The 16,697-nt window shown below is 51.3% G+C and carries 18 protein-coding genes; 11 read left to right on the top strand and 7 right to left on the bottom strand.

Annotated features, from left to right (window positions below; translation table 11 throughout):
• Window positions 1-70: 70 nt before the first annotated feature.
• The 7 genes from BW42_RS11280 to BW42_RS11250 all read right to left on the bottom strand — a co-directional run bounded on the left by BW42_RS11280 (window position 71) and on the right by BW42_RS11250 (window position 6,927).
• Entirely contained in the window at window positions 71-571 is a 501-nt protein-coding gene (locus BW42_RS11280; RefSeq protein WP_052019122.1) for a methylated-DNA--[protein]-cysteine S-methyltransferase, read from the bottom strand.
• 78 nt (window positions 572-649) lie between these two features.
• Window positions 650-2,047, bottom strand: coding sequence for an NAD(P)/FAD-dependent oxidoreductase (locus BW42_RS11275; RefSeq protein WP_035411077.1), 1,398 nt, complete (start codon window positions 2,045-2,047; stop codon window positions 650-652).
• A 1-nt stretch (window position 2,048) separates the two neighbouring features.
• On the bottom strand, window positions 2,049-3,269 hold the full coding sequence (locus BW42_RS11270; RefSeq protein WP_197026240.1) for a dihydrolipoamide acetyltransferase family protein: 1,221 nt from the start codon (window positions 3,267-3,269) through the stop codon (window positions 2,049-2,051).
• 13 nt (window positions 3,270-3,282) lie between these two features.
• Window positions 3,283-4,281, bottom strand: coding sequence for an alpha-ketoacid dehydrogenase subunit beta (locus BW42_RS11265; RefSeq protein ID WP_035411072.1), 999 nt, complete (start codon window positions 4,279-4,281; stop codon window positions 3,283-3,285).
• A 1-nt stretch (window position 4,282) separates the two neighbouring features.
• Entirely contained in the window at window positions 4,283-5,332 is a 1,050-nt protein-coding gene (gene pdhA / locus BW42_RS11260) for a pyruvate dehydrogenase (acetyl-transferring) E1 component subunit alpha (RefSeq protein ID WP_035411068.1), read from the bottom strand.
• 13 nt (window positions 5,333-5,345) lie between these two features.
• Window positions 5,346-6,488, bottom strand: a complete 1,143-nt coding sequence (locus tag BW42_RS11255; protein WP_035411065.1) for a Glu/Leu/Phe/Val dehydrogenase — start codon at window positions 6,486-6,488, stop codon at window positions 5,346-5,348.
• 37 nt (window positions 6,489-6,525) lie between these two features.
• Window positions 6,526-6,927: a thioesterase family protein gene (locus tag BW42_RS11250; protein ID WP_035411062.1), complete on the bottom strand. Its 402-nt coding sequence runs from the start codon at window positions 6,925-6,927 to the stop codon at window positions 6,526-6,528.
• 331 nt (window positions 6,928-7,258) lie between these two features.
• Between BW42_RS11250 and BW42_RS11245 the strand changes: the two genes are divergently transcribed.
• The 11 genes from BW42_RS11245 to BW42_RS11195 all read left to right on the top strand — a co-directional run bounded on the left by BW42_RS11245 (window position 7,259) and on the right by BW42_RS11195 (window position 16,693).
• Window positions 7,259-8,536, top strand: coding sequence for a phenylacetate--CoA ligase family protein (locus BW42_RS11245; RefSeq protein WP_052019121.1), 1,278 nt, complete (start codon window positions 7,259-7,261; stop codon window positions 8,534-8,536).
• Window positions 8,537-8,554: 18 nt separating this feature from the next.
• On the top strand, window positions 8,555-9,526 hold the full coding sequence (gene paaA / locus BW42_RS11240; protein WP_035411059.1) for a 1,2-phenylacetyl-CoA epoxidase subunit PaaA: 972 nt from the start codon (window positions 8,555-8,557) through the stop codon (window positions 9,524-9,526).
• 14 nt (window positions 9,527-9,540) lie between these two features.
• A complete protein-coding gene (gene paaB / locus BW42_RS11235) occupies window positions 9,541-9,885 on the top strand; it encodes a 1,2-phenylacetyl-CoA epoxidase subunit PaaB (protein ID WP_023466991.1) in 345 nt (114 codons plus the stop codon).
• A complete protein-coding gene (gene paaC / locus BW42_RS11230; RefSeq protein WP_035411057.1) occupies window positions 9,882-10,667 on the top strand; it encodes a 1,2-phenylacetyl-CoA epoxidase subunit PaaC in 786 nt (261 codons plus the stop codon). The genes paaB and paaC overlap by 4 nt, the downstream gene beginning before the upstream one ends.
• Window positions 10,668-10,681: 14 nt before the next feature.
• Window positions 10,682-11,173 carry a 1,2-phenylacetyl-CoA epoxidase subunit PaaD gene (gene paaD / locus BW42_RS11225; protein ID WP_035411054.1) on the top strand — a complete coding sequence of 164 codons (492 nt, stop codon included), beginning with the start codon at window positions 10,682-10,684 and terminating at the stop codon, window positions 11,171-11,173.
• Between the two features lie 15 nt (window positions 11,174-11,188).
• On the top strand, window positions 11,189-11,512 hold the full coding sequence (locus tag BW42_RS11220; RefSeq protein WP_023466996.1) for an EthD family reductase: 324 nt from the start codon (window positions 11,189-11,191) through the stop codon (window positions 11,510-11,512).
• Entirely contained in the window at window positions 11,490-12,269 is a 780-nt protein-coding gene (locus BW42_RS11215; RefSeq protein ID WP_035411051.1) for an enoyl-CoA hydratase/isomerase family protein, read from the top strand. The genes BW42_RS11220 and BW42_RS11215 overlap by 23 nt, the downstream gene beginning before the upstream one ends.
• Window positions 12,270-12,274: 5 nt before the next feature.
• Complete coding sequence (locus tag BW42_RS11210; RefSeq protein ID WP_035411048.1) at window positions 12,275-13,783, top strand: aldehyde dehydrogenase; 1,509 nt, start codon at window positions 12,275-12,277, stop codon at window positions 13,781-13,783.
• Between the two features lie 74 nt (window positions 13,784-13,857).
• Window positions 13,858-14,724: a 3-hydroxyacyl-CoA dehydrogenase gene (locus BW42_RS11205; protein WP_035411045.1), complete on the top strand. Its 867-nt coding sequence runs from the start codon at window positions 13,858-13,860 to the stop codon at window positions 14,722-14,724.
• Window positions 14,721-15,929: an acetyl-CoA C-acyltransferase gene (locus BW42_RS11200; protein ID WP_035411043.1), complete on the top strand. Its 1,209-nt coding sequence runs from the start codon at window positions 14,721-14,723 to the stop codon at window positions 15,927-15,929. The genes BW42_RS11205 and BW42_RS11200 overlap by 4 nt, the downstream gene beginning before the upstream one ends.
• Entirely contained in the window at window positions 15,926-16,693 is a 768-nt protein-coding gene (locus tag BW42_RS11195) for an enoyl-CoA hydratase-related protein (RefSeq protein WP_035411040.1), read from the top strand. Before BW42_RS11200 ends, BW42_RS11195 begins: the two co-directional genes overlap by 4 nt.
• The last annotated feature ends 4 nt before the right edge of the window (window positions 16,694-16,697 follow it).

The following is a 16,697-nucleotide window of genomic DNA, read 5'->3' as shown; positions in this document are numbered from 1 at the left end:
GCTTCCCGTGTCCAATTGGACAGGGAAGCGGGGCTTATTTGTGGTAGAACAGGGAAGGAAAAGTCTCAATTCACAGACGTTGCTCGAGCGCGAGTAGCGTCCGCTTCATATTCAGTCCACCATGATAGCCAAGCAAATCGCCTTTTTTGCCGATAATCCGGTGACACGGGATCGCAAGCAGTAATCGATTTTTGCCGATTGCCGTGCCAATCGCGCGAGTCGCGTTCGGTCGGAAAAGACGTTCCGCGATATCGGAGTAGGTGGCGGTTTGACCGTACGGTACCGCCCGTAGAGCATGCCAGACTTCAAGTTGAAACGGAGTACCGACTGGTGCGATCGGAAAGGAGAGTGTCGCCGACTGCTGATTCAAGTAGGCCAGCAGTTGCTCCGTATATGGAGCAAGCGCGGTATCAGAAGCAATTCGTTCCGCCCGAGGCAAGTGTTTCCGCGACCAGTCATCGAATAAATCCTCCGGTTCATCCCAAGCACCGACATAACAGAGACCATCCGCTGTAGCGGCGACCGGAAACGTATGGGTGTTCCATTGCATGCGAGTGAAGTACAGTTCCATGACCATATTTTCCTTTCTACACGAAATGAAGTGACGCATCCCAAAGAGGTGCTTTTTGCGCAGAGGCACCTCTTTTGATTACGCGCGCGAACCGACCTGTTGCCGCGGTGGAAGGTGGATCGATTGACCGAATAAGGATTCCATCGATTCCGTCAAGGCTTCGACCCTACTCGGATGTGCCATGACAGGGAAGAGGAGATCTTCTCGTTTCGCTGTCAGTTCCAGTGCTTGGGTGAATTGACCGACGAGACGATGAGCATCGTCTCCTATCATATGAATACCAAGGATCAGTGATGTCTGTTCGTCAGCGATGACCTTGACGAACCCACTGCCACCTTCAATCGTCGTCGTTCCGTTTGCATTTAGTGGGAACTGTCCACTCTGAACAGTATGTCCGGCTTCACGGGCTTCCTGTTCCGTCATCCCGACCGAAGCAATCGGAGGAAACGTTCGCAGAACGGTAGGATAATACGGTGTCGTCGGATCGACGTCTTGACCGGACAAGTGAGCTGCTGTCCGCTTCGCTTCGTGAATCGCACGAGTGGCGAACTGTGGACCCGGTGTGACATCACCGATCGCGTAAATATGCGGTTGATTCGTTTGTCCGTATGCGTCGACGGTGATCGTCCCGTCTTCTGCAAGCGTCACACCGATCCGTTCGAGACCGAGCGTCAAACTGTTCGGAATCCGGGAAAGGGATTGGAACAGATAGGTGCCCTGATAGGTGACTTCTTCACCGTTTTTCATGACCGTGACGGTCGCGTCCATTGAAGCATCGATCCGTGTCACGACATCCGGCACGAGACGGATTTTTTGTTTTTTGAATGTCCGCTTCAGTTCCTTTTCAAGGCTTGGCTCGAGTGATAAGCGATCCGCAAACAACGTCACCTCTGTACCGAGCGCATGGAAACAGGCTGCGGCTTCAAGTGCTAACGTGTCGGAGCCAATGATCAATAAACTGTCTGGTAACTGCTCGAGTTGATAAAGCTGTTCGGCATTCAGTCGGCACGATTCCTCGTGCTGGATGCTGTGACTACCGGTCGCGATGATGACATCTTGGAATCGATACGTATCGAACTGATGTCCCGACTCAACACCGATCCGGTCCTCTGACAGGAAGGAAGCTGCACCAGAAATATGCTCGATTTGATTCGCCTGACAGAGGGCGACGACACCTTGACGTAATTGCTGCACGACACGATTGCGGTAAGCATTCAGTTTACTGAAGTCATGGACAGTAGGGGTGGTGAATCCAAGGTCTTCAAGATGAGGCAAGCGTAACATTTCTTCTGCCGCATGCGCATAAACCTTGGACGGGATACAGCCTCGGTTCAAACAAAGTCCACCGAGTTCAGCTTGTTCAATCAGTGTCACCTTACGACCGCCTTGCGCAGCACGGATCGCTGCCGTGTAACCTGCGGGACCCCCACCGATAATCAGGAGATCCCGTTCTTGTGTAAGTTCGCCAACAACCATGTTAGATCAACTCCAAAAGTAGGGTAGTCGGATGTTCAATCAGTGAAACGAATCGATTTGTAAAGGCAACGGCCGTTGCCCCGTCTGCGACGCGATGATCGAACGACATCGACAAATTCATCATCGAGCGGACGACGATTTGATCGTCTTCATCGACACAGGCTCGTTTTTTCGTCTTGTGGAAGGCAATCAATGCCGTTTCCGGATAGTTGATGATTGGTGTAGCCCCCGTACTGCCCAGTGGACCAACATTGCTCATCGTAAAGGTACTTGGCTTTAAGTCCGCTGCACGTAAGGCACCGTTTTGAGCACGTTGTTGCAACGAAATCAGTTGATCATGCAGTTCCGTCAGTGAGAGCCGATCGGCATGACGGATGACTGGCACCATTAACCCGTCTGGTGTCTCGGTTGCCATGCCAAAGTGAAAATCCTGCTCTAATCGAATACATTCATTCGCTTCATCGAGTTTGGCATGGAAGACGGGATAGTCTTTTAAGGCAACGATCAAGGCTTTGATGAAGAAAGCATTGATGTTGATATTTCGTCCAGCGGTTTTCCATTCTGCGCGTAGTGCGAGCAAGCGCGTCATGTCAACTTCTTCAAAGTGGGTGACGTGCGGAATCGTGTACAGCGACTGGGTCATCTTTTTCGCGATTTGCTTACGAATGCCGCGGAACGGAATCGTTTCCGGTGGCGTTTGTTGTTGCGTGACCTCCTCTTCGACGACGGATAGAACCGTCTCCTGTGGAGCAACTGCAGCATTGACGAAGCGAAGGACATCGTCCTCTGAAACTCGACCTGATGGATCCGAAGCCGTCACAGCTTCGATATCAATCCCGTGGTCACGAGCAATTTTTCGTGTATACGGTGTCGCTAGGACACGTTTTGATGGAGATGCTTGAGCAGGTGGGGCCGCGACAGCGACAGGCGCTGGTTCAGATACGCGCGACACTTCAGGTGTTACCGCGACCGGCACTTCAGAAGCGTTACTTGCTTCGATGTGCAACAACGTCGTACCGACTTGCACCGTCTGACCGACCGGAATGATGATTTCCTTGACGATTCCGGAGACAGGAGCCGGTAGTTCAGCGACCATCTTATCGGTCGCAACCTCAACGACCGGCTGATCGGTCGTGACGTGGTCTCCGACTTGAACGAGATAATGCGCGATTTCACCTTCCGTCATACCTTCCCCGACATCATGTAACTTGACTTCGATCATGGGACTCAGCTCCTTAAAACTCGACCGTACGCTGAATCGTCGCAAGGACTCGTTCCGGCGTCGGAATGTAATGGTCTTCGAGGGCAAACAGTGGAACCGGAACATCAAAACCGGTCACACGGGCAATTGGTGCCCGTAAATAAAGAAACGCCGTATCGTTGATCAACGTGACGAGATCATTCCCGAGACCACCCATCGCTGCGGCTTCATGCACGATGACGGCACGACCGGTCTTTTGAACGGAAGCAGCGATTGTGTCCCGGTCAAGCGGATAGAGCGTCCGTAAGTCGAGGACTTCGCAAGAGATACCGTGTTCCTGTGCAGCCATCGCTGCCTTGTGAGCCACTTGGACCATTGCCCCCCAAGCGATCAACGTCACGTCCGTCCCTTCACTGACGCAGCGCGCTTTTCCGATCTCGACGGTATAGGACTCGCTCGGTACGACTTCCTTGAATGAGCGGTAACTACGCATCGACTCGAGGAACAACACGGGATCTGGATCTTCAATCGCAGCAATCAATAACCCTTTTGCGTCGTACGGTGTCGCCGGACAGACGACCTTGAGACCGGGCATTGATGTAAAGAGCGCCTCCGTACTATCGGAATGGATTTCCGGTGCCCGGATGCCGGCACCATAAGGCGCACGAATGACCATCGGCACACTATAGCGTCCCATCGTTCGCATCCGGATACGGGAGACGTGGGTCATGATTTGTTCATAGGCAGGGTAGATGAAGCCGAGAAATTGAATCTCGACGATTGGTTTAAAGCCATTGATGGCAAGTCCGATCGATGTACCGACGATGCCGGCTTCACTGAGCGGTGTATCAACGATCCGGTCTTCACCGAACTCTTCTTGTAAGCCGTCCGTCGCTCGGAAGACGCCACCGTTTTTTCCGACATCTTCTCCAAGAACGAGTGTCGTCTCATCCTCCGACAATTTTGTCCGCAGGGCATCCGTGACAGCTTGAACGAGTGTCATCTCTGTTTGACGATTGATTGGTGTTGCCATCTCATTTCCCCCTTGCTAGCAAATACGCTTCTTTTTGTTGCTGCACATCAACCGGTAAAGTCGCGTACGTATGATCGAACAAGTCATTGATGTCTGGCGCCTTGAATTGCTCCATCGCAGCTACTGCCGCTTCGACTTCTGTTTGATGCCGTTCCTGCAGCTGTTGCATCCATGTTTCGTCAAAATAGCCTTGGTGTTTTAAGAAGTGTTCGAGTCGATCGAGCGGATCAACTCGGTCGCGCGAGCGTGCTTGATCCCGGTATTTTGTTGGATCATCTGCTGTCGTATGGGCACCAAACCGCCACGTGACAGCTTCGATCAATGTTGGTCCACCACCAGAGCGGGCACGTTCAACGGCTGCTTGCATCGTAAAATAGACGGCAAAGGCATCATTTCCATCAATCCGAACACTCGGCATCCCGTAGGCAATCGCTTTTTGCGCAATCGTCTCAGAATGCATCTGTTTTTCGATCGGAACAGAGATCGCGAACTGATTGTTTTGGTTAAACAGGATGACTGGTGCTTGGAAGACGCTTGCAAAGTTCATTCCTTCATGGAAATCCCCTTCAGACGTCGCTCCGTCACCAAAGTAGGCGACCGCGACATTCGTCGTGCCTTTTCGTTTTTCCGCCCATGCGGCACCGACGGCATGCGGAATTTGCGTTGCAATCGGCACAGCAGGAGGAAAGATGTGTTTCTCAGACGGGACGCAGCCTTCAACACGACCGTTCCAGTAGAGGAGTGTCCGCACCATGTCGGCACCGAACGTCAACGTTGCGCCGTGATCCCGGTACGTCGGGAACAACCAGTCTTGATCGGACAACGCGAGTGCACTACCGACTTGCGCTGCCTCTTGTCCTTCGAACGGTGCATAAGTGCCGAGGCGCCCTTGGCGTTGTAAGTTGATCGCCTTCCGGTCGAACGTCCGGATCCGGTGCATCTGTTCATATAGGGTGAGGGCAAGCTCTTTTGTCAGATCGTGTTCTTTTGAGCCGTCGATGATACGACCTTCTTCATCGATAATGCGTTGAGTCGGAAAATGTTGCTCCATGTCAGTCCCTCCTTCAGTGGTTACGGATATCCCATTTTGGTTTTGTCGTGTTCGTGAAGATGTTGTTGTGTTTCGCCCGAATCTGCATCCGTTTTTCACACATCCGGTTCGCCGCTTCGACCGTCGTGATGTTTTCTGCTTGCGACTCTTTGAAGACTTCGAGAACTGCGTCATAGATGTGACGCGTTTTTAGGAGAACCCGTTCGTGATTTGCTCCATACAGTTCGTCTGCCACTTGGATCAGCCCACCACCATTGACGATATAGTCTGGGGCATATAAGATGCCACGATCCATCAAGACGTGCGCAAGTTGTTCTTCCGCGAGTTGGTTGTTCGCCGAACCACAGATGGCTTTGCACGGTAAGAGCGCGATGTTTTGAGCGTGAATGACACCACCGTATGCACACGGTACAAAAATATCAGCATCCGTCAGATGAATTTCATGAGGCGAGACGACGCGAACCGTGCCAGGCGCCATTTCAGCTTGGGTTACGATTGCTGCTAGTGCCGCTTCATTGACGTCAGAGACATAAATCGTCGCCCCGGCGAGCAACAGTTGTTCGGCGACCTTAAAGCCGACTTTTCCGAGTCCTTGGATCGCGTAGGTTGCCCGACTTAATTCATCTGAACCGAATAACGTCTCGATCGTCGCCCGCAGTCCATAGACGACACCTTCAGCCGTTGGAATCGATGAATCACCACTACCACCAAATGCTTCCGGAATGCCGACGATCCGTGATGTTTCTCGGCTAGCATGAACGAAATCATCCATCGTCGTGCCCATGTCCGTTCCCGTGTAGAACCGACCACCGAGCGAATCGACGAAGCGACCGAAGGCACGGAAAAGCTCTGGTGATTTATCCGTCGCTGGATTACCGATGATGACGGCTTTACCACCACCAAAATCAACATCAGCGGCAGCGCATTTGTACGTCATACCGCGCGACAAACGCAGCACATCGTCAAGTGCTTCATCAACAGAAGCATAAGGCGCCATGCGGCATCCACCGAGAGCAGGACCGAGCGTCGTATCATGAATGGCGATGATGGCTTGTAACCCCGAGACAGGGTCGTTGCAAAAGACGACTTGTTCGTGACCAGCGATTTTTTCCATGATCGAGAGCGTTGGATTCGTAGATGGGTTTAACATGTTCATAGTAGAGTCCTCCTCTATCAAATATAAGTAAGCGCTTTCATTTTGTCGGAACATTATTTTGTAATTTTTCTTGAATCCGGCTTTTTTCTAAAATGAATTGTGTGACTTCCCCTGTACCGATGATCGTTTGTCCGTCTCGGACTTCAATGCTCGCGTCAACGCGACGTGAGGTCATCGACGTTACTGTCGCGGTTATGATCAATCGTGCTCCTTCCGCTGCCATACCAAGATGCTTCAGTGAAACTGCACCCCCAACACCTTCTTCACCAGCTTCTAGGTAAGGCAAGATTAGTTGACGTGCTGCCCATTCCATGTGATAAACCATCGAAACGGTGGAGTATGCTGGATGAACGAGCTGACCTTCGAATCGTGCAAACATATCTTCCGAGACGACCGCTTGAATCTCTGCTGTATCCCCGACAGCTAACCCTAGTTTCATCGTGATCCCCTTTCACAACACGGCATCTTTATTCAACCAAGTGGTCTTACCAAAAATAGTATAACACTTGTCACACGATATTTTATCAACCCGTTACAAAATGAGCAAATCATTTCAAAAATATTTTCCAAAAAAAGACTGTCTATCATGAAATCTCTTGTTTAATGTTGATTAATTTATCGATAAGGTGCGTTGAAGTGATAGAGTGAGAATCGTTTGGGAGCATTTAACAAAACAAGATTGACAACATTGTGAACGTATCGTACGTTAAACATATAACTAAAAACAAACGACCGTTTTATTATTGTATACATGATGAGGAGGTGCAGATATGTACGATCAACATCACGAAACGATGGATGCTCAAACGCGGGAGCAGCTACAGATGGAGCGATTGCGCCAAACGATGGAACACGTCACGCGCGTCCCGTTCTATCAAGAACGTCTGCAGACCTTACAGATGACGGCGAACGATTTTCAAACGATCGAGGATCTACGAAAGTTTCCCTTCACACGTAAACAAGATTTACGCGATCATTATCCGTTCGGACTATTTGCCGTCGAACGAGAAGAGGTCACCCGGATTCATGCCTCGTCTGGAACGAGCGGTAAACCGACCGTCGTCGGATATACGCAAGAAGATTTAGATGACTGGGCCGGTGCCGTGGCACGCAGTTTAGTCTTAGCCGGTGGATCACCAGCTGATTTGCTGCACAATGCGTATGGTTACGGATTGTTCACAGGTGGTCTCGGGCTTCATGCAGGAGCAGAAAAACTAGGCATGACGATCTTACCGATTTCCGGTGGCAACACGGATCGCCAAATCACATTGATCGAGGATTTCCGACCGGACGGAATCTGTGGTACGCCTTCGTATATTTTACGCTTGGCAGAACGCATGATTGAACGTGGTATCGATCCACGGAAAACAAGTATGCGTTATGGCATCTTTGGGGCCGAGCCCTGGTCTGAGGAGATGCGGCAGACACTCGAACAGACCTTTGATCTGCAGGCATTCGATATCTATGGACTCAGCGAAATCATGGGACCGGGTGTCGCAATGGAGTGTCAAGAGCAGGCAGGTCTGCATATCATGGATGACTTATTCATTACGGAAGTCGTCGATCCCGTTACGGGGGAACCGTTACCAGATGGCATGGTCGGGGAACTCGTTTTTACAAGCTTGAAAAAGAAAGCGCTTCCAATCATTCGATACCGGACAGGCGACTTAGCTTCGATCACACGTAAAGTGTGCGCTTGTGGTCGGACGACGACACGAATGTCACGTGTCAAAGGGCGGACGGACGACATGCTGATTATCCGAGGGGTCAACGTCTTTCCGTCAGAAATCGAGCGGGTCTTGCTCCAACAACCGGACGTGACGCCACATTATCAAATCCATCTCGTACGTAAAGCCGGACTCGATGCTGTTGAGCTACATATCGAATTCGAAAATATCTCAGAACGACAAATGCGTTCGATATGTGACGCCATCAAGTCGGAATGTCTCATTTCCATTGATCTCGTCTGTCACCCGCATCAAGGGTTACCACGATCTGAAGGTAAAGCCGTCCGGGTCGTTGATCGACGCTCGACATCACTCGTCTGATTCAAAGGAGGAACTAGCATGTATGATGCAACACAACTGTTCGAACCCGTCCAACTGACGGAAGACGAAAAATTAGCACGCTTCAAAGAACGAATCGAGCAAGGTGAAAAGATCGAAGCCGATGACTGGATGCCTGCTTTTTACCGAGACACACTGATTAAACTGATTTCGATGCACGGTATCAGTGAAATCATGGGTGCACTTCCGGAAAAAGAATGGGTTCCAAAAGCACCATCGCTTCGACGAAAACTTGGCATCATGGCGAAGGTCCAGGATGAGATGGGACACGGGCAATTGTTGCTTCGTGTCGTTGAGGATTTGATGAAGCCATATGGCAAGACACGTGGGGATTTGATGGATGATTTATTTACGGGACGATTGAAATTTCACAACGTCTTCCACATGCCGACACGGTCATGGGCCGATGCCGGAATGATTGGTTGGCTTGTCGATGGGGCGGCAATTATCACGCAGACGAACATGCTCGGCGCTTCGTACGGACCGTACGCGCGTGCCTTGCAACGGATCTGTGCAGAGGAAGTCTTCCACGCACAACATGGGGAGTCAATCATCATGGCACTCGCAGAAGGAACACCGGAACAGCGGGCAATGATTCAAGAATCACTGGATGAGTGGTGGGAATCCTTGTTGATGTTCTTTGGACCAGCCTCGAAAGAGACGACCGGGACATCGAAACAGGACGTGACGATTGCTTATAAGATTCGGACGAAAACGAATGAAGAGCTCCGGCAAAACTTCTTTACAAAGTACGTGCCGCGGATTCGTTCGCTCGGACTCGTCATTCCAGACCCGACGTTACGTTTTGATGAAGAGACAGGGCAATGGGAATACGCACAGCCGGACTGGACGAAATTCAAGACGATCATCCAAGGTGGAGGACCGCGTTCGAAAGAGCGACTAGATCTGCGCCGGACATCTTATGAGAATAATGCTTGGGTACGGGATGCACTCGCTGAAACGAAGGCATGAGAGGGGAAGGTACGATGAACGAGACGTTCTATCACGAATTCGAAGTCTTTAGCAAACGGACGCCGAACGCGGCGTTCACGCATCAATTCAGTTTACTTGCTCCAAATAAAGAGATGGCGTTACTGATGGCACAAGAAAACTTCATGCGCCGGGAACCAGTCGTCGATATCTGGGTCGTCAAACGTGAAGATATCCGTGGTTTGTCACCGGATGAAAAGCAGATGCTCCAACGGCTCGACAATAAAGATTACCGGACGACGAAAGGATACGGCTACTTGAAGAAAAAATGGCGGCATTATGAGCAACAGATGCTCGATGAAAAAGAAATCATGTCGTGGCAAGGAGGCGATTCGAAATGACGGAACAAGAACGGACGGCACTCGCCTCTTTACTGTATCAACTCGCAGATGATGACTTTCTCTATGCGTATCGTGGTTCGGAATGGCTCGGGCTTGCACCGCATATCGAAGAAGATGTCGCTTCATCCTCGATCGCGCAAGATTCGATGGGGCACGCGGCAATGTATTACCAACTCCTTGAGGAACTTGGTGAAGGGAATGCCGATGCATTAGCTCATGTCCGACTGGCGCATGAACGAAAGAATTCGATTCTCGTCGAACGTGTCAATGGACCCGGCTACTATATGGAAAAACCCGAATATGACTGGGCATTCGCTGTCGTCCGGAACTACTGCTACACGGTCGCGAAAAAGATCCGGATTGACGCGTTGAAATCGAGCAGTTACGAGCCCCTTGCTGCTGCTGCCGTCAAGATCAACATGGAGTTGTACTATCATTTGCTGCACTGGCAAACGTGGTTCACCCAGCTCTATCAATCGACAGAAACAGCTCGCCAGAAGATGGATGCAGCCCTAGAGAAAGTCCTCTACGACTTCGGCGACATGTTCGATTATGGTGAACACGGTCAACTGATTGAAGAGATGCGATTGATTGAAGGGCAAGGAATTTTACTTGATCGTTGGTATCAGACGATCACGCCGTTACTCGTCGAATTGAACGTGACCCTTCCAGAAATGCAGATGACACACAATGGACGGGACGGCGATCACACAGAAGACTTGAATGACGCACTCGCGACACTCGGAGAAGTCTATCTGATTGATCAAACGGCGACGTGGTGAAAGGAGAGGGAAGCATGACGACACTTCAACATGCGATCCGTGAAGCCCTGAACGGCGTGAAGGATCCAGAAATCGATAGCGTCAGCATTTTAGATCTTGGCATGGTCGAGACGATGGGCGCGGAAGCGACGGCGCATGGCTACACGGTGCACGTCACGCTTCTCCCGACGTTTCTCGGTTGTCCGGCGCTTGAAATCATTAAAAAAAATACCGAAGCTGCCTTGCAGGTGATTCCGAACGTCGAACAGGTCGATGTCCAGTTCCGGTTTGATCCACCGTGGACGTCAGACCGGATCACAGAACAAGGGATGCAAGGATTAAAAGCATTCGGCATCGCACCCCCTCGATTCGAACAAGGAAAGTGGGAGATTGACTGTCCGTATTGTGGATCAACGTACGTGACGATGGAAAACCTATTCGGACCGACGGCATGTCGAAGTATTCTCTACTGTAAATCGTGTAAAAATCCATTCGAGGCGATGAAACCCGTCTCTACTCTCATGTGAAGGAAGGTAATCAAAATGGCAAAATTAATCGCATTGTACAAACACCCGGAAAACAAGGAAGCATTCGATCAGCATTACTTTGAGGTCCATGGTCCATTGACAGCAAAAATTCCAGGACTACAAGAAATGAACGTCACGAAAATCGTCGGTTCACCGATGGGCGGAGACGGAAAATATTACTTGATGTGCGAGATGGTCTATGAAAGTCAGGAAGCGATGCAAGCAGGCATGCGTTCGCTCGAAGGAAAAGCGTCCGGGAAAGACTTGATGAGCTTTGCGGGGGATCTCGTCACATTGATGATTGGTGAAGATGTCCATGCCGACACAACAGTACGTTAAGACGGAAATGGTTGATCGGATCGGTCGGATTCGACTCGACCGAACGGCACGATACAATGCGCTGAACCGGACGATGGTCCGGGAAATCGTCGAGGCGATGGAGACATTCGACCGAGACGAAAGGGTGACGGTCATCGTCTTGACCGGAAACGGAAAATCGTTCTCAGCGGGCGCCGATATCGAGGAGATGCTCGAGGCGACACCGATCTCGATGGAACTTCTCGATCCATTCGCGGACTGGGACCGGATCAGCCGAATCAAAAAGCCGATCATTGCAGGTGTCCACGGTTTTGTTCTCGGAGGCGGCTTCGAACTGGCGCTCGCTTGTGATTTAATCTACGCCGATCCTGCGACACAGTTCGGTTTTCCAGAAGTCGGACTCGGCGTCATGCCGGGAGCAGGCGGGACGCAACGTTTGACGAAATGCATCGGTCGGACGCGGGCGCTTGAATGGCTCTTCACGGGTGATCGGATGCAGGCAGACGAAGCAGAACGACTTGGCATCATCAATCGAGTGACGACGGACGTCGAAGCGACGGTGCTTGCGATGGCAGAGCGGTTATCGAACCAGCCGAGCATGGCGTTACGACTGATCAAGGACGCAGCAAACAAAGCCGTCGATTTGTCGTTGCAAGATGGTATGGAGCACGAACGCCGGAACTTCTATCTGTTGTTCGCAACAGCCGATCAAACAGAAGGCATGCAAGCTTTTCTCGAAAAACGCCCACCGATTTTCAATCAACAGGAACAGGAGTGAATACAATGTCGACAGTACATGAAAAAACACTTGAAATGAAACGGTCCGTCTATCACTTGCTCATCAATGGCGAACAAGTCGAAGGTGCAACAGGCGAGACATTTAAAACATATAATCCGGCAACAGGTGAAGTGATTGCGGAAGTTGCAAAAGCGTCGAAGGAAGACGCTGATCGTGCCGTTCAAGCTGCACGGGATGCGTTTGATCACGGGAAGTGGAAGATGTGGCCAGTCGGACGTCGCGCGCAAATCTTAAATAAAATTGCGAGCATCATGCGTTCCCGCTTCAACGAAATCGTCGAACTTGAGATTCTCGATACAGGGAAATCACTAGCAGCGGCGCAAGGACAAGTCACGCAAGCGATTGAAGACTTTGAGTTCTACGCAGGTGCGATCGTCGGTCATCGTGGTGTCGTCAATAACGTGCCGGGACAATTCCATAACTACACAGAAAAAGAAGCGGTCGGTGTTTGTGCGCAAATCATCCCGTGGAACTATCCATTGATGATGGCAGCTTGGAAAGTCGCACCAGCGATCGCAGTCGGTTGTTCGGTCGTCGTCAAACCAGCGACATTGACGCCGTTGACAGCGATCATTCTTGGTGAGATTTGTCTAGAGGCTGGTGTACCAGCGGGTGTCGTCAACGTCATTCCGGGATCTGGACGCGAAATCGGCAACCATCTCGTCGAGCATCCAAACGTCGATAAAGTCGCTTTTACGGGCTCGACACCAGTCGGAAAAGACATCATGGGACGTGCCTCGGAAACACTAAAACGAGTCACGCTCGAACTCGGTGGGAAATCGCCGAACATCGTTTTTGAAGATGCAGACGTGACAGCAGCCGTTGATGGTTCGTTGTTCGGAATCTTCTATAACAGCGGTCAATCGTGTGAAGCACGCTCGCGTTTGTATGTTCACGAAGAGATTTACGACGCGTTCATGGAGCAATTCGTCGCGAAGACAAAACAACTCGTTCTCGGCAATCCATTTGATAAAGGGACACACGTCGGAGCGATCATCGACCAACAACAAGTCGATGTCATCGATGGATACGTCCAGTCAGCGAAAGCAGACGGAGCGACAATCGTCACAGGTGGTCACGCTTCAGCACCAGAAGGATACGAAAAAGGCTTCTGGTACGCACCAACGATCATCACGGACGTCACGCATGAAATGAAAGCGGTCAATGAAGAAATCTTCGGACCGGTCGTCGTCGTCATGCCGTTCAAAGATGAAAAAGAAGCGATTCGTCTAGCGAATGATACGTCGTTTGGACTCGGATCAGCGGTTTGGACAAAAGACGGTGCAAAAGCGACGCGCGTTGCAAACCAAATCAAAGCCGGTATCGTCATGGTCAACTGTCCGTTCTCTGCTTTCCCAGGTACACCGTTTGGTGGGTATAAGCAATCAGGATTCGGTCGTGAACTCTGTATCGAGACACTTGATCTGTACACGGAAACAAAAAGTATCTTGTCGTATTACGGCAGTCGTCCACTTAATCCGTTCGGACTATAAGCAAGAGGGAAGGCTGGAGTTCCGTCGGGAAGTCCAGCCTTTTTTAACAGCACAGGGGATAAGGGGGAAATCAGATGATAGAACAAATTGTTGTCGTCGGATCCGGCGTCATGGGACGTGGCATTGCGTACGTTGCCGCACACCGTGGATTTCAGGTGACACTCGTTGATATTAAAGAAGCGTATGTCGAAAGTGCCTATCAAGAACTCGAACGCATCGCGGAGAAAGGCATCGCGCGGGGGAAAATGTCCGCGAGTGAAGTCGAGGGACTGTTCGATCGATTAAGTTTGTCGACGGATTTAGCAACAGCTGCACAACAAGCGGATCTCGTCATTGAGGCGGTACCGGAACAACTCAGCATCAAACAGCAAGTCTTTGAAACGTTAGAAGCGAATGCACGTCCGGACTGTTACTTTGCGACGAACACGTCGACGATGAGTCCGACGGAAATTGCCTCTTTTACGAACCGGGCGGACCGGGTCATGGCGATGCATTTCTTCAATCCGGTTCATTTGATGCCACTGATCGAGCTCGTTCGTGGTCTTGAGACGTCGGATGAGACGGTTGCAGCTCTTGAACAGGTAGCGCGTCAGATGCAAAAGGAAACGGTCGTCATCCGTGAGTTTCCCGGGTTCGTGACTTCACGGATCAGTGCGCTCGTCGGAAACGAAGCGTTTTATATGTTGCAAGAAGGGCTTGGAACACCGGAAGAGATCGATAAAGCAATCAAACTCGGCTTGAATTATCCGATGGGACCCTTTGAACTGGGTGACTTGGTCGGACTCGATACTCGACTCCACAACTTAAAGTATCTCCATGAGAAACTCGGTGAAAAATACCGTCCGGCACCACTGCTTGAACAGTATGTCAAAGCCGGTCGACTCGGTCGTAAAACAGGTCGTGGGGTTTACGACTACACGAATCGTGAGGTGACGTCATGAAACGTGTTGCCATCATCGATGCCGTTCGGACACCAATCGGTCGCTATAACGGCGCGTTGCGTCAAGTTCGCCCGGATGATTTAGGGGCACGTGTCATCGAAGCGTTGCTGAAGCGCAATCCACAAGTCGATCCAAAGACGATCGAGGAAGTCATTTTCGGCAATGCGAATCAGGCGGGGGAAGATAACCGGAACGTCGCCCGGATGTCCGGACTGCTGGCTGGTCTACCGGTCGAAGTCGCCGGTACGACGATCAATCGCTTATGTGGATCAGGACTCGACGCCGTCATCGCAGCAGCGCGTGGGATTGCCTTAGGTGAAGGGGACATCTATATCGCTGGAGGAACGGAAAGCATGACACGTGCACCGTTCGTCCTCGCGAAGCCGGATCAAGCCAACCCGCGTGGCAATCAGACGATGTATGATACGACGATTGGCTGGCGGTTCGTCAATGATCGCTTAGCAGATCAATATGGAACGGATTCGATGCCGGAGACAGCTGAGAACGTCGCCCGTCAGTACGGCATCTCACGCGAAGCACAGGATGACTTTGCGTTCGAAAGCCAGCAACGCGCAAAACGAGCCATCGAGGCAGAGCGCTTCACGGAAGAACTAGTTGCGGTTACGCAAACGGATCGGAAAGGCAACGTCAGCGTCTTTGATCAAGATGAACACCCACGCCCTGAGACGACACGTGAGAAACTCGCGACGCTTCGTCCTTTATTCCCGAACGGTACCGTGACGGCGGGAAATGCATCTGGCGTCAATGATGGTGCGTCGGCGCTGTTATTGATGAGTGAAGAAAAAGCAAACGAACTCGGCTTGACACCGCTTGGGTATTACCGAGCGAGTGCGACAGCAGGCGTTGAACCCGCCATCATGGGCATCGGACCGATCGATGCGACGGAAAAAGTTCTCCGGCGGGCAGGATTGACGGTCGAACAGCTCGATCAGATTGAGTTGAACGAAGCGTTTGCGGCTCAAAGTCTTGCTTGTATTGAAGCACTCGGTCTACCGAGCGAAAAAGTCAACGTCAACGGCGGAGCGATTGCCTTCGGTCATCCGCTCGGCGCAAGTGGAGCGCGGATTTTGACGACGTTATTGCATGAGATGCGCCGGACGAACCGGACATATGGTCTTGCCACGATGTGTGTCGGAGTTGGACAAGGGATCGCACTCGTCGTCGATCGGGAGGGACTCGTATGATTCATTTGGAACGAGAAGGCTATATCGCGATCGTCCGGATCGATCGCCCAGAACGGTTGAACTGTCTCGATTATCCGACACTTGTCGCCTTAAAGGAACAAGTCGATATGTTGTCAGTCGACTCGGAAGCGCGGGTCGTCCTGTTTACAGGAACCGGTAAAGCTTTCAGTGCCGGCGCCGATTTAAAGGAACGTGTACATTTGAATGAAGAAGAAGTCCGACGTAATGTCCTTGCGATTCGCAACGTCTTCACCTCGATTGCACAATTACCCCAACCGACAATCGCTGCCGTCAATGGGCACGCGCTCGGTGGTGGCTTTGAATGGATTCTTGCCTGTGATTTCCGGTTTCTCGTTGAGGATGCACTCGTCGGGTTGACGGAGACTAGCTTCGGAATCATTCCTGGGGCTGGCGGAACACAACGCTTGCCGCGATTGATCGGGGAGACACGAGCAAAGGAACTGATCTTCACGGCGAAAAAAATCGATGCGATGACAGCAGAACGTTACGGACTCGCGACAGCCGTCGTCGCCCGGGAAGCGTTGATGACGACCTGTCTTGAGTTTGCCGGTCAGATGTTACAAAACGGTCCGATCGCCTTGCGCCAAGCGAAACGAGCAATTGATCAAGGACGGGATGTCTCGCTCGAGAAAGGACTGCAGCTCGAGACGGAAGCTTATGAAGTCGTCATTCCGACCGCCGATCGTCAGGAAGCGCTACAAGCCTTCGCTGAAAAACGACCACCACGCTTTGAAGGAAGATGAGGAT

It is taken from the genome of Exiguobacterium sp. RIT341, from assembly GCF_000632205.1.
In the GTDB taxonomy this organism is placed as follows: Bacteria; Bacillota; Bacilli; order Exiguobacteriales; family Exiguobacteriaceae; genus Exiguobacterium_A.
This window is presented reverse-complemented; position numbering and strand designations above follow the sequence as displayed.

Bases quoted from the DNA above. Each gene is read 5' to 3' on its own strand.
- BW42_RS11270 (WP_197026240.1), bottom strand. From the start codon at position 3,269: ATGATCGAAGTCAAGTTACATGATGTCGGGGAAGGTATGACGGAAGGT.
- BW42_RS11215 (WP_035411051.1), top strand. From the start codon at position 11,490: ATGCCGACACAACAGTACGTTAAGACGGAAATGGTTGATCGGATCGGT.
- BW42_RS11280 (WP_052019122.1), bottom strand. From the start codon at position 571: ATGGAACTGTACTTCACTCGCATGCAATGGAACACCCATACGTTTCCG.
- pdhA (WP_035411068.1), bottom strand. From the start codon at position 5,332: ATGGAGCAACATTTTCCGACTCAACGCATTATCGATGAAGAAGGTCGT.
- paaB (WP_023466991.1), top strand. From the start codon at position 9,541: ATGAACGAGACGTTCTATCACGAATTCGAAGTCTTTAGCAAACGGACG.
- BW42_RS11220 (WP_023466996.1), top strand. From the start codon at position 11,189: ATGGCAAAATTAATCGCATTGTACAAACACCCGGAAAACAAGGAAGCA.
- paaC (WP_035411057.1), top strand. From the start codon at position 9,882: ATGACGGAACAAGAACGGACGGCACTCGCCTCTTTACTGTATCAACTC.
- BW42_RS11210 (WP_035411048.1), top strand. From the start codon at position 12,275: ATGTCGACAGTACATGAAAAAACACTTGAAATGAAACGGTCCGTCTAT.
- BW42_RS11275 (WP_035411077.1), bottom strand. From the start codon at position 2,047: ATGGTTGTTGGCGAACTTACACAAGAACGGGATCTCCTGATTATCGGT.
- BW42_RS11205 (WP_035411045.1), top strand. From the start codon at position 13,858: ATGATAGAACAAATTGTTGTCGTCGGATCCGGCGTCATGGGACGTGGC.
- BW42_RS11195 (WP_035411040.1), top strand. From the start codon at position 15,926: ATGATTCATTTGGAACGAGAAGGCTATATCGCGATCGTCCGGATCGAT.
- paaA (WP_035411059.1), top strand. From the start codon at position 8,555: ATGTATGATGCAACACAACTGTTCGAACCCGTCCAACTGACGGAAGAC.
- BW42_RS11255 (WP_035411065.1), bottom strand. From the start codon at position 6,488: ATGAACATGTTAAACCCATCTACGAATCCAACGCTCTCGATCATGGAA.
- BW42_RS11250 (WP_035411062.1), bottom strand. From the start codon at position 6,927: ATGAAACTAGGGTTAGCTGTCGGGGATACAGCAGAGATTCAAGCGGTC.
- BW42_RS11200 (WP_035411043.1), top strand. From the start codon at position 14,721: ATGAAACGTGTTGCCATCATCGATGCCGTTCGGACACCAATCGGTCGC.
- BW42_RS11245 (WP_052019121.1), top strand. From the start codon at position 7,259: ATGTACGATCAACATCACGAAACGATGGATGCTCAAACGCGGGAGCAG.
- paaD (WP_035411054.1), top strand. From the start codon at position 10,682: ATGACGACACTTCAACATGCGATCCGTGAAGCCCTGAACGGCGTGAAG.
- BW42_RS11265 (WP_035411072.1), bottom strand. From the start codon at position 4,281: ATGGCAACACCAATCAATCGTCAAACAGAGATGACACTCGTTCAAGCT.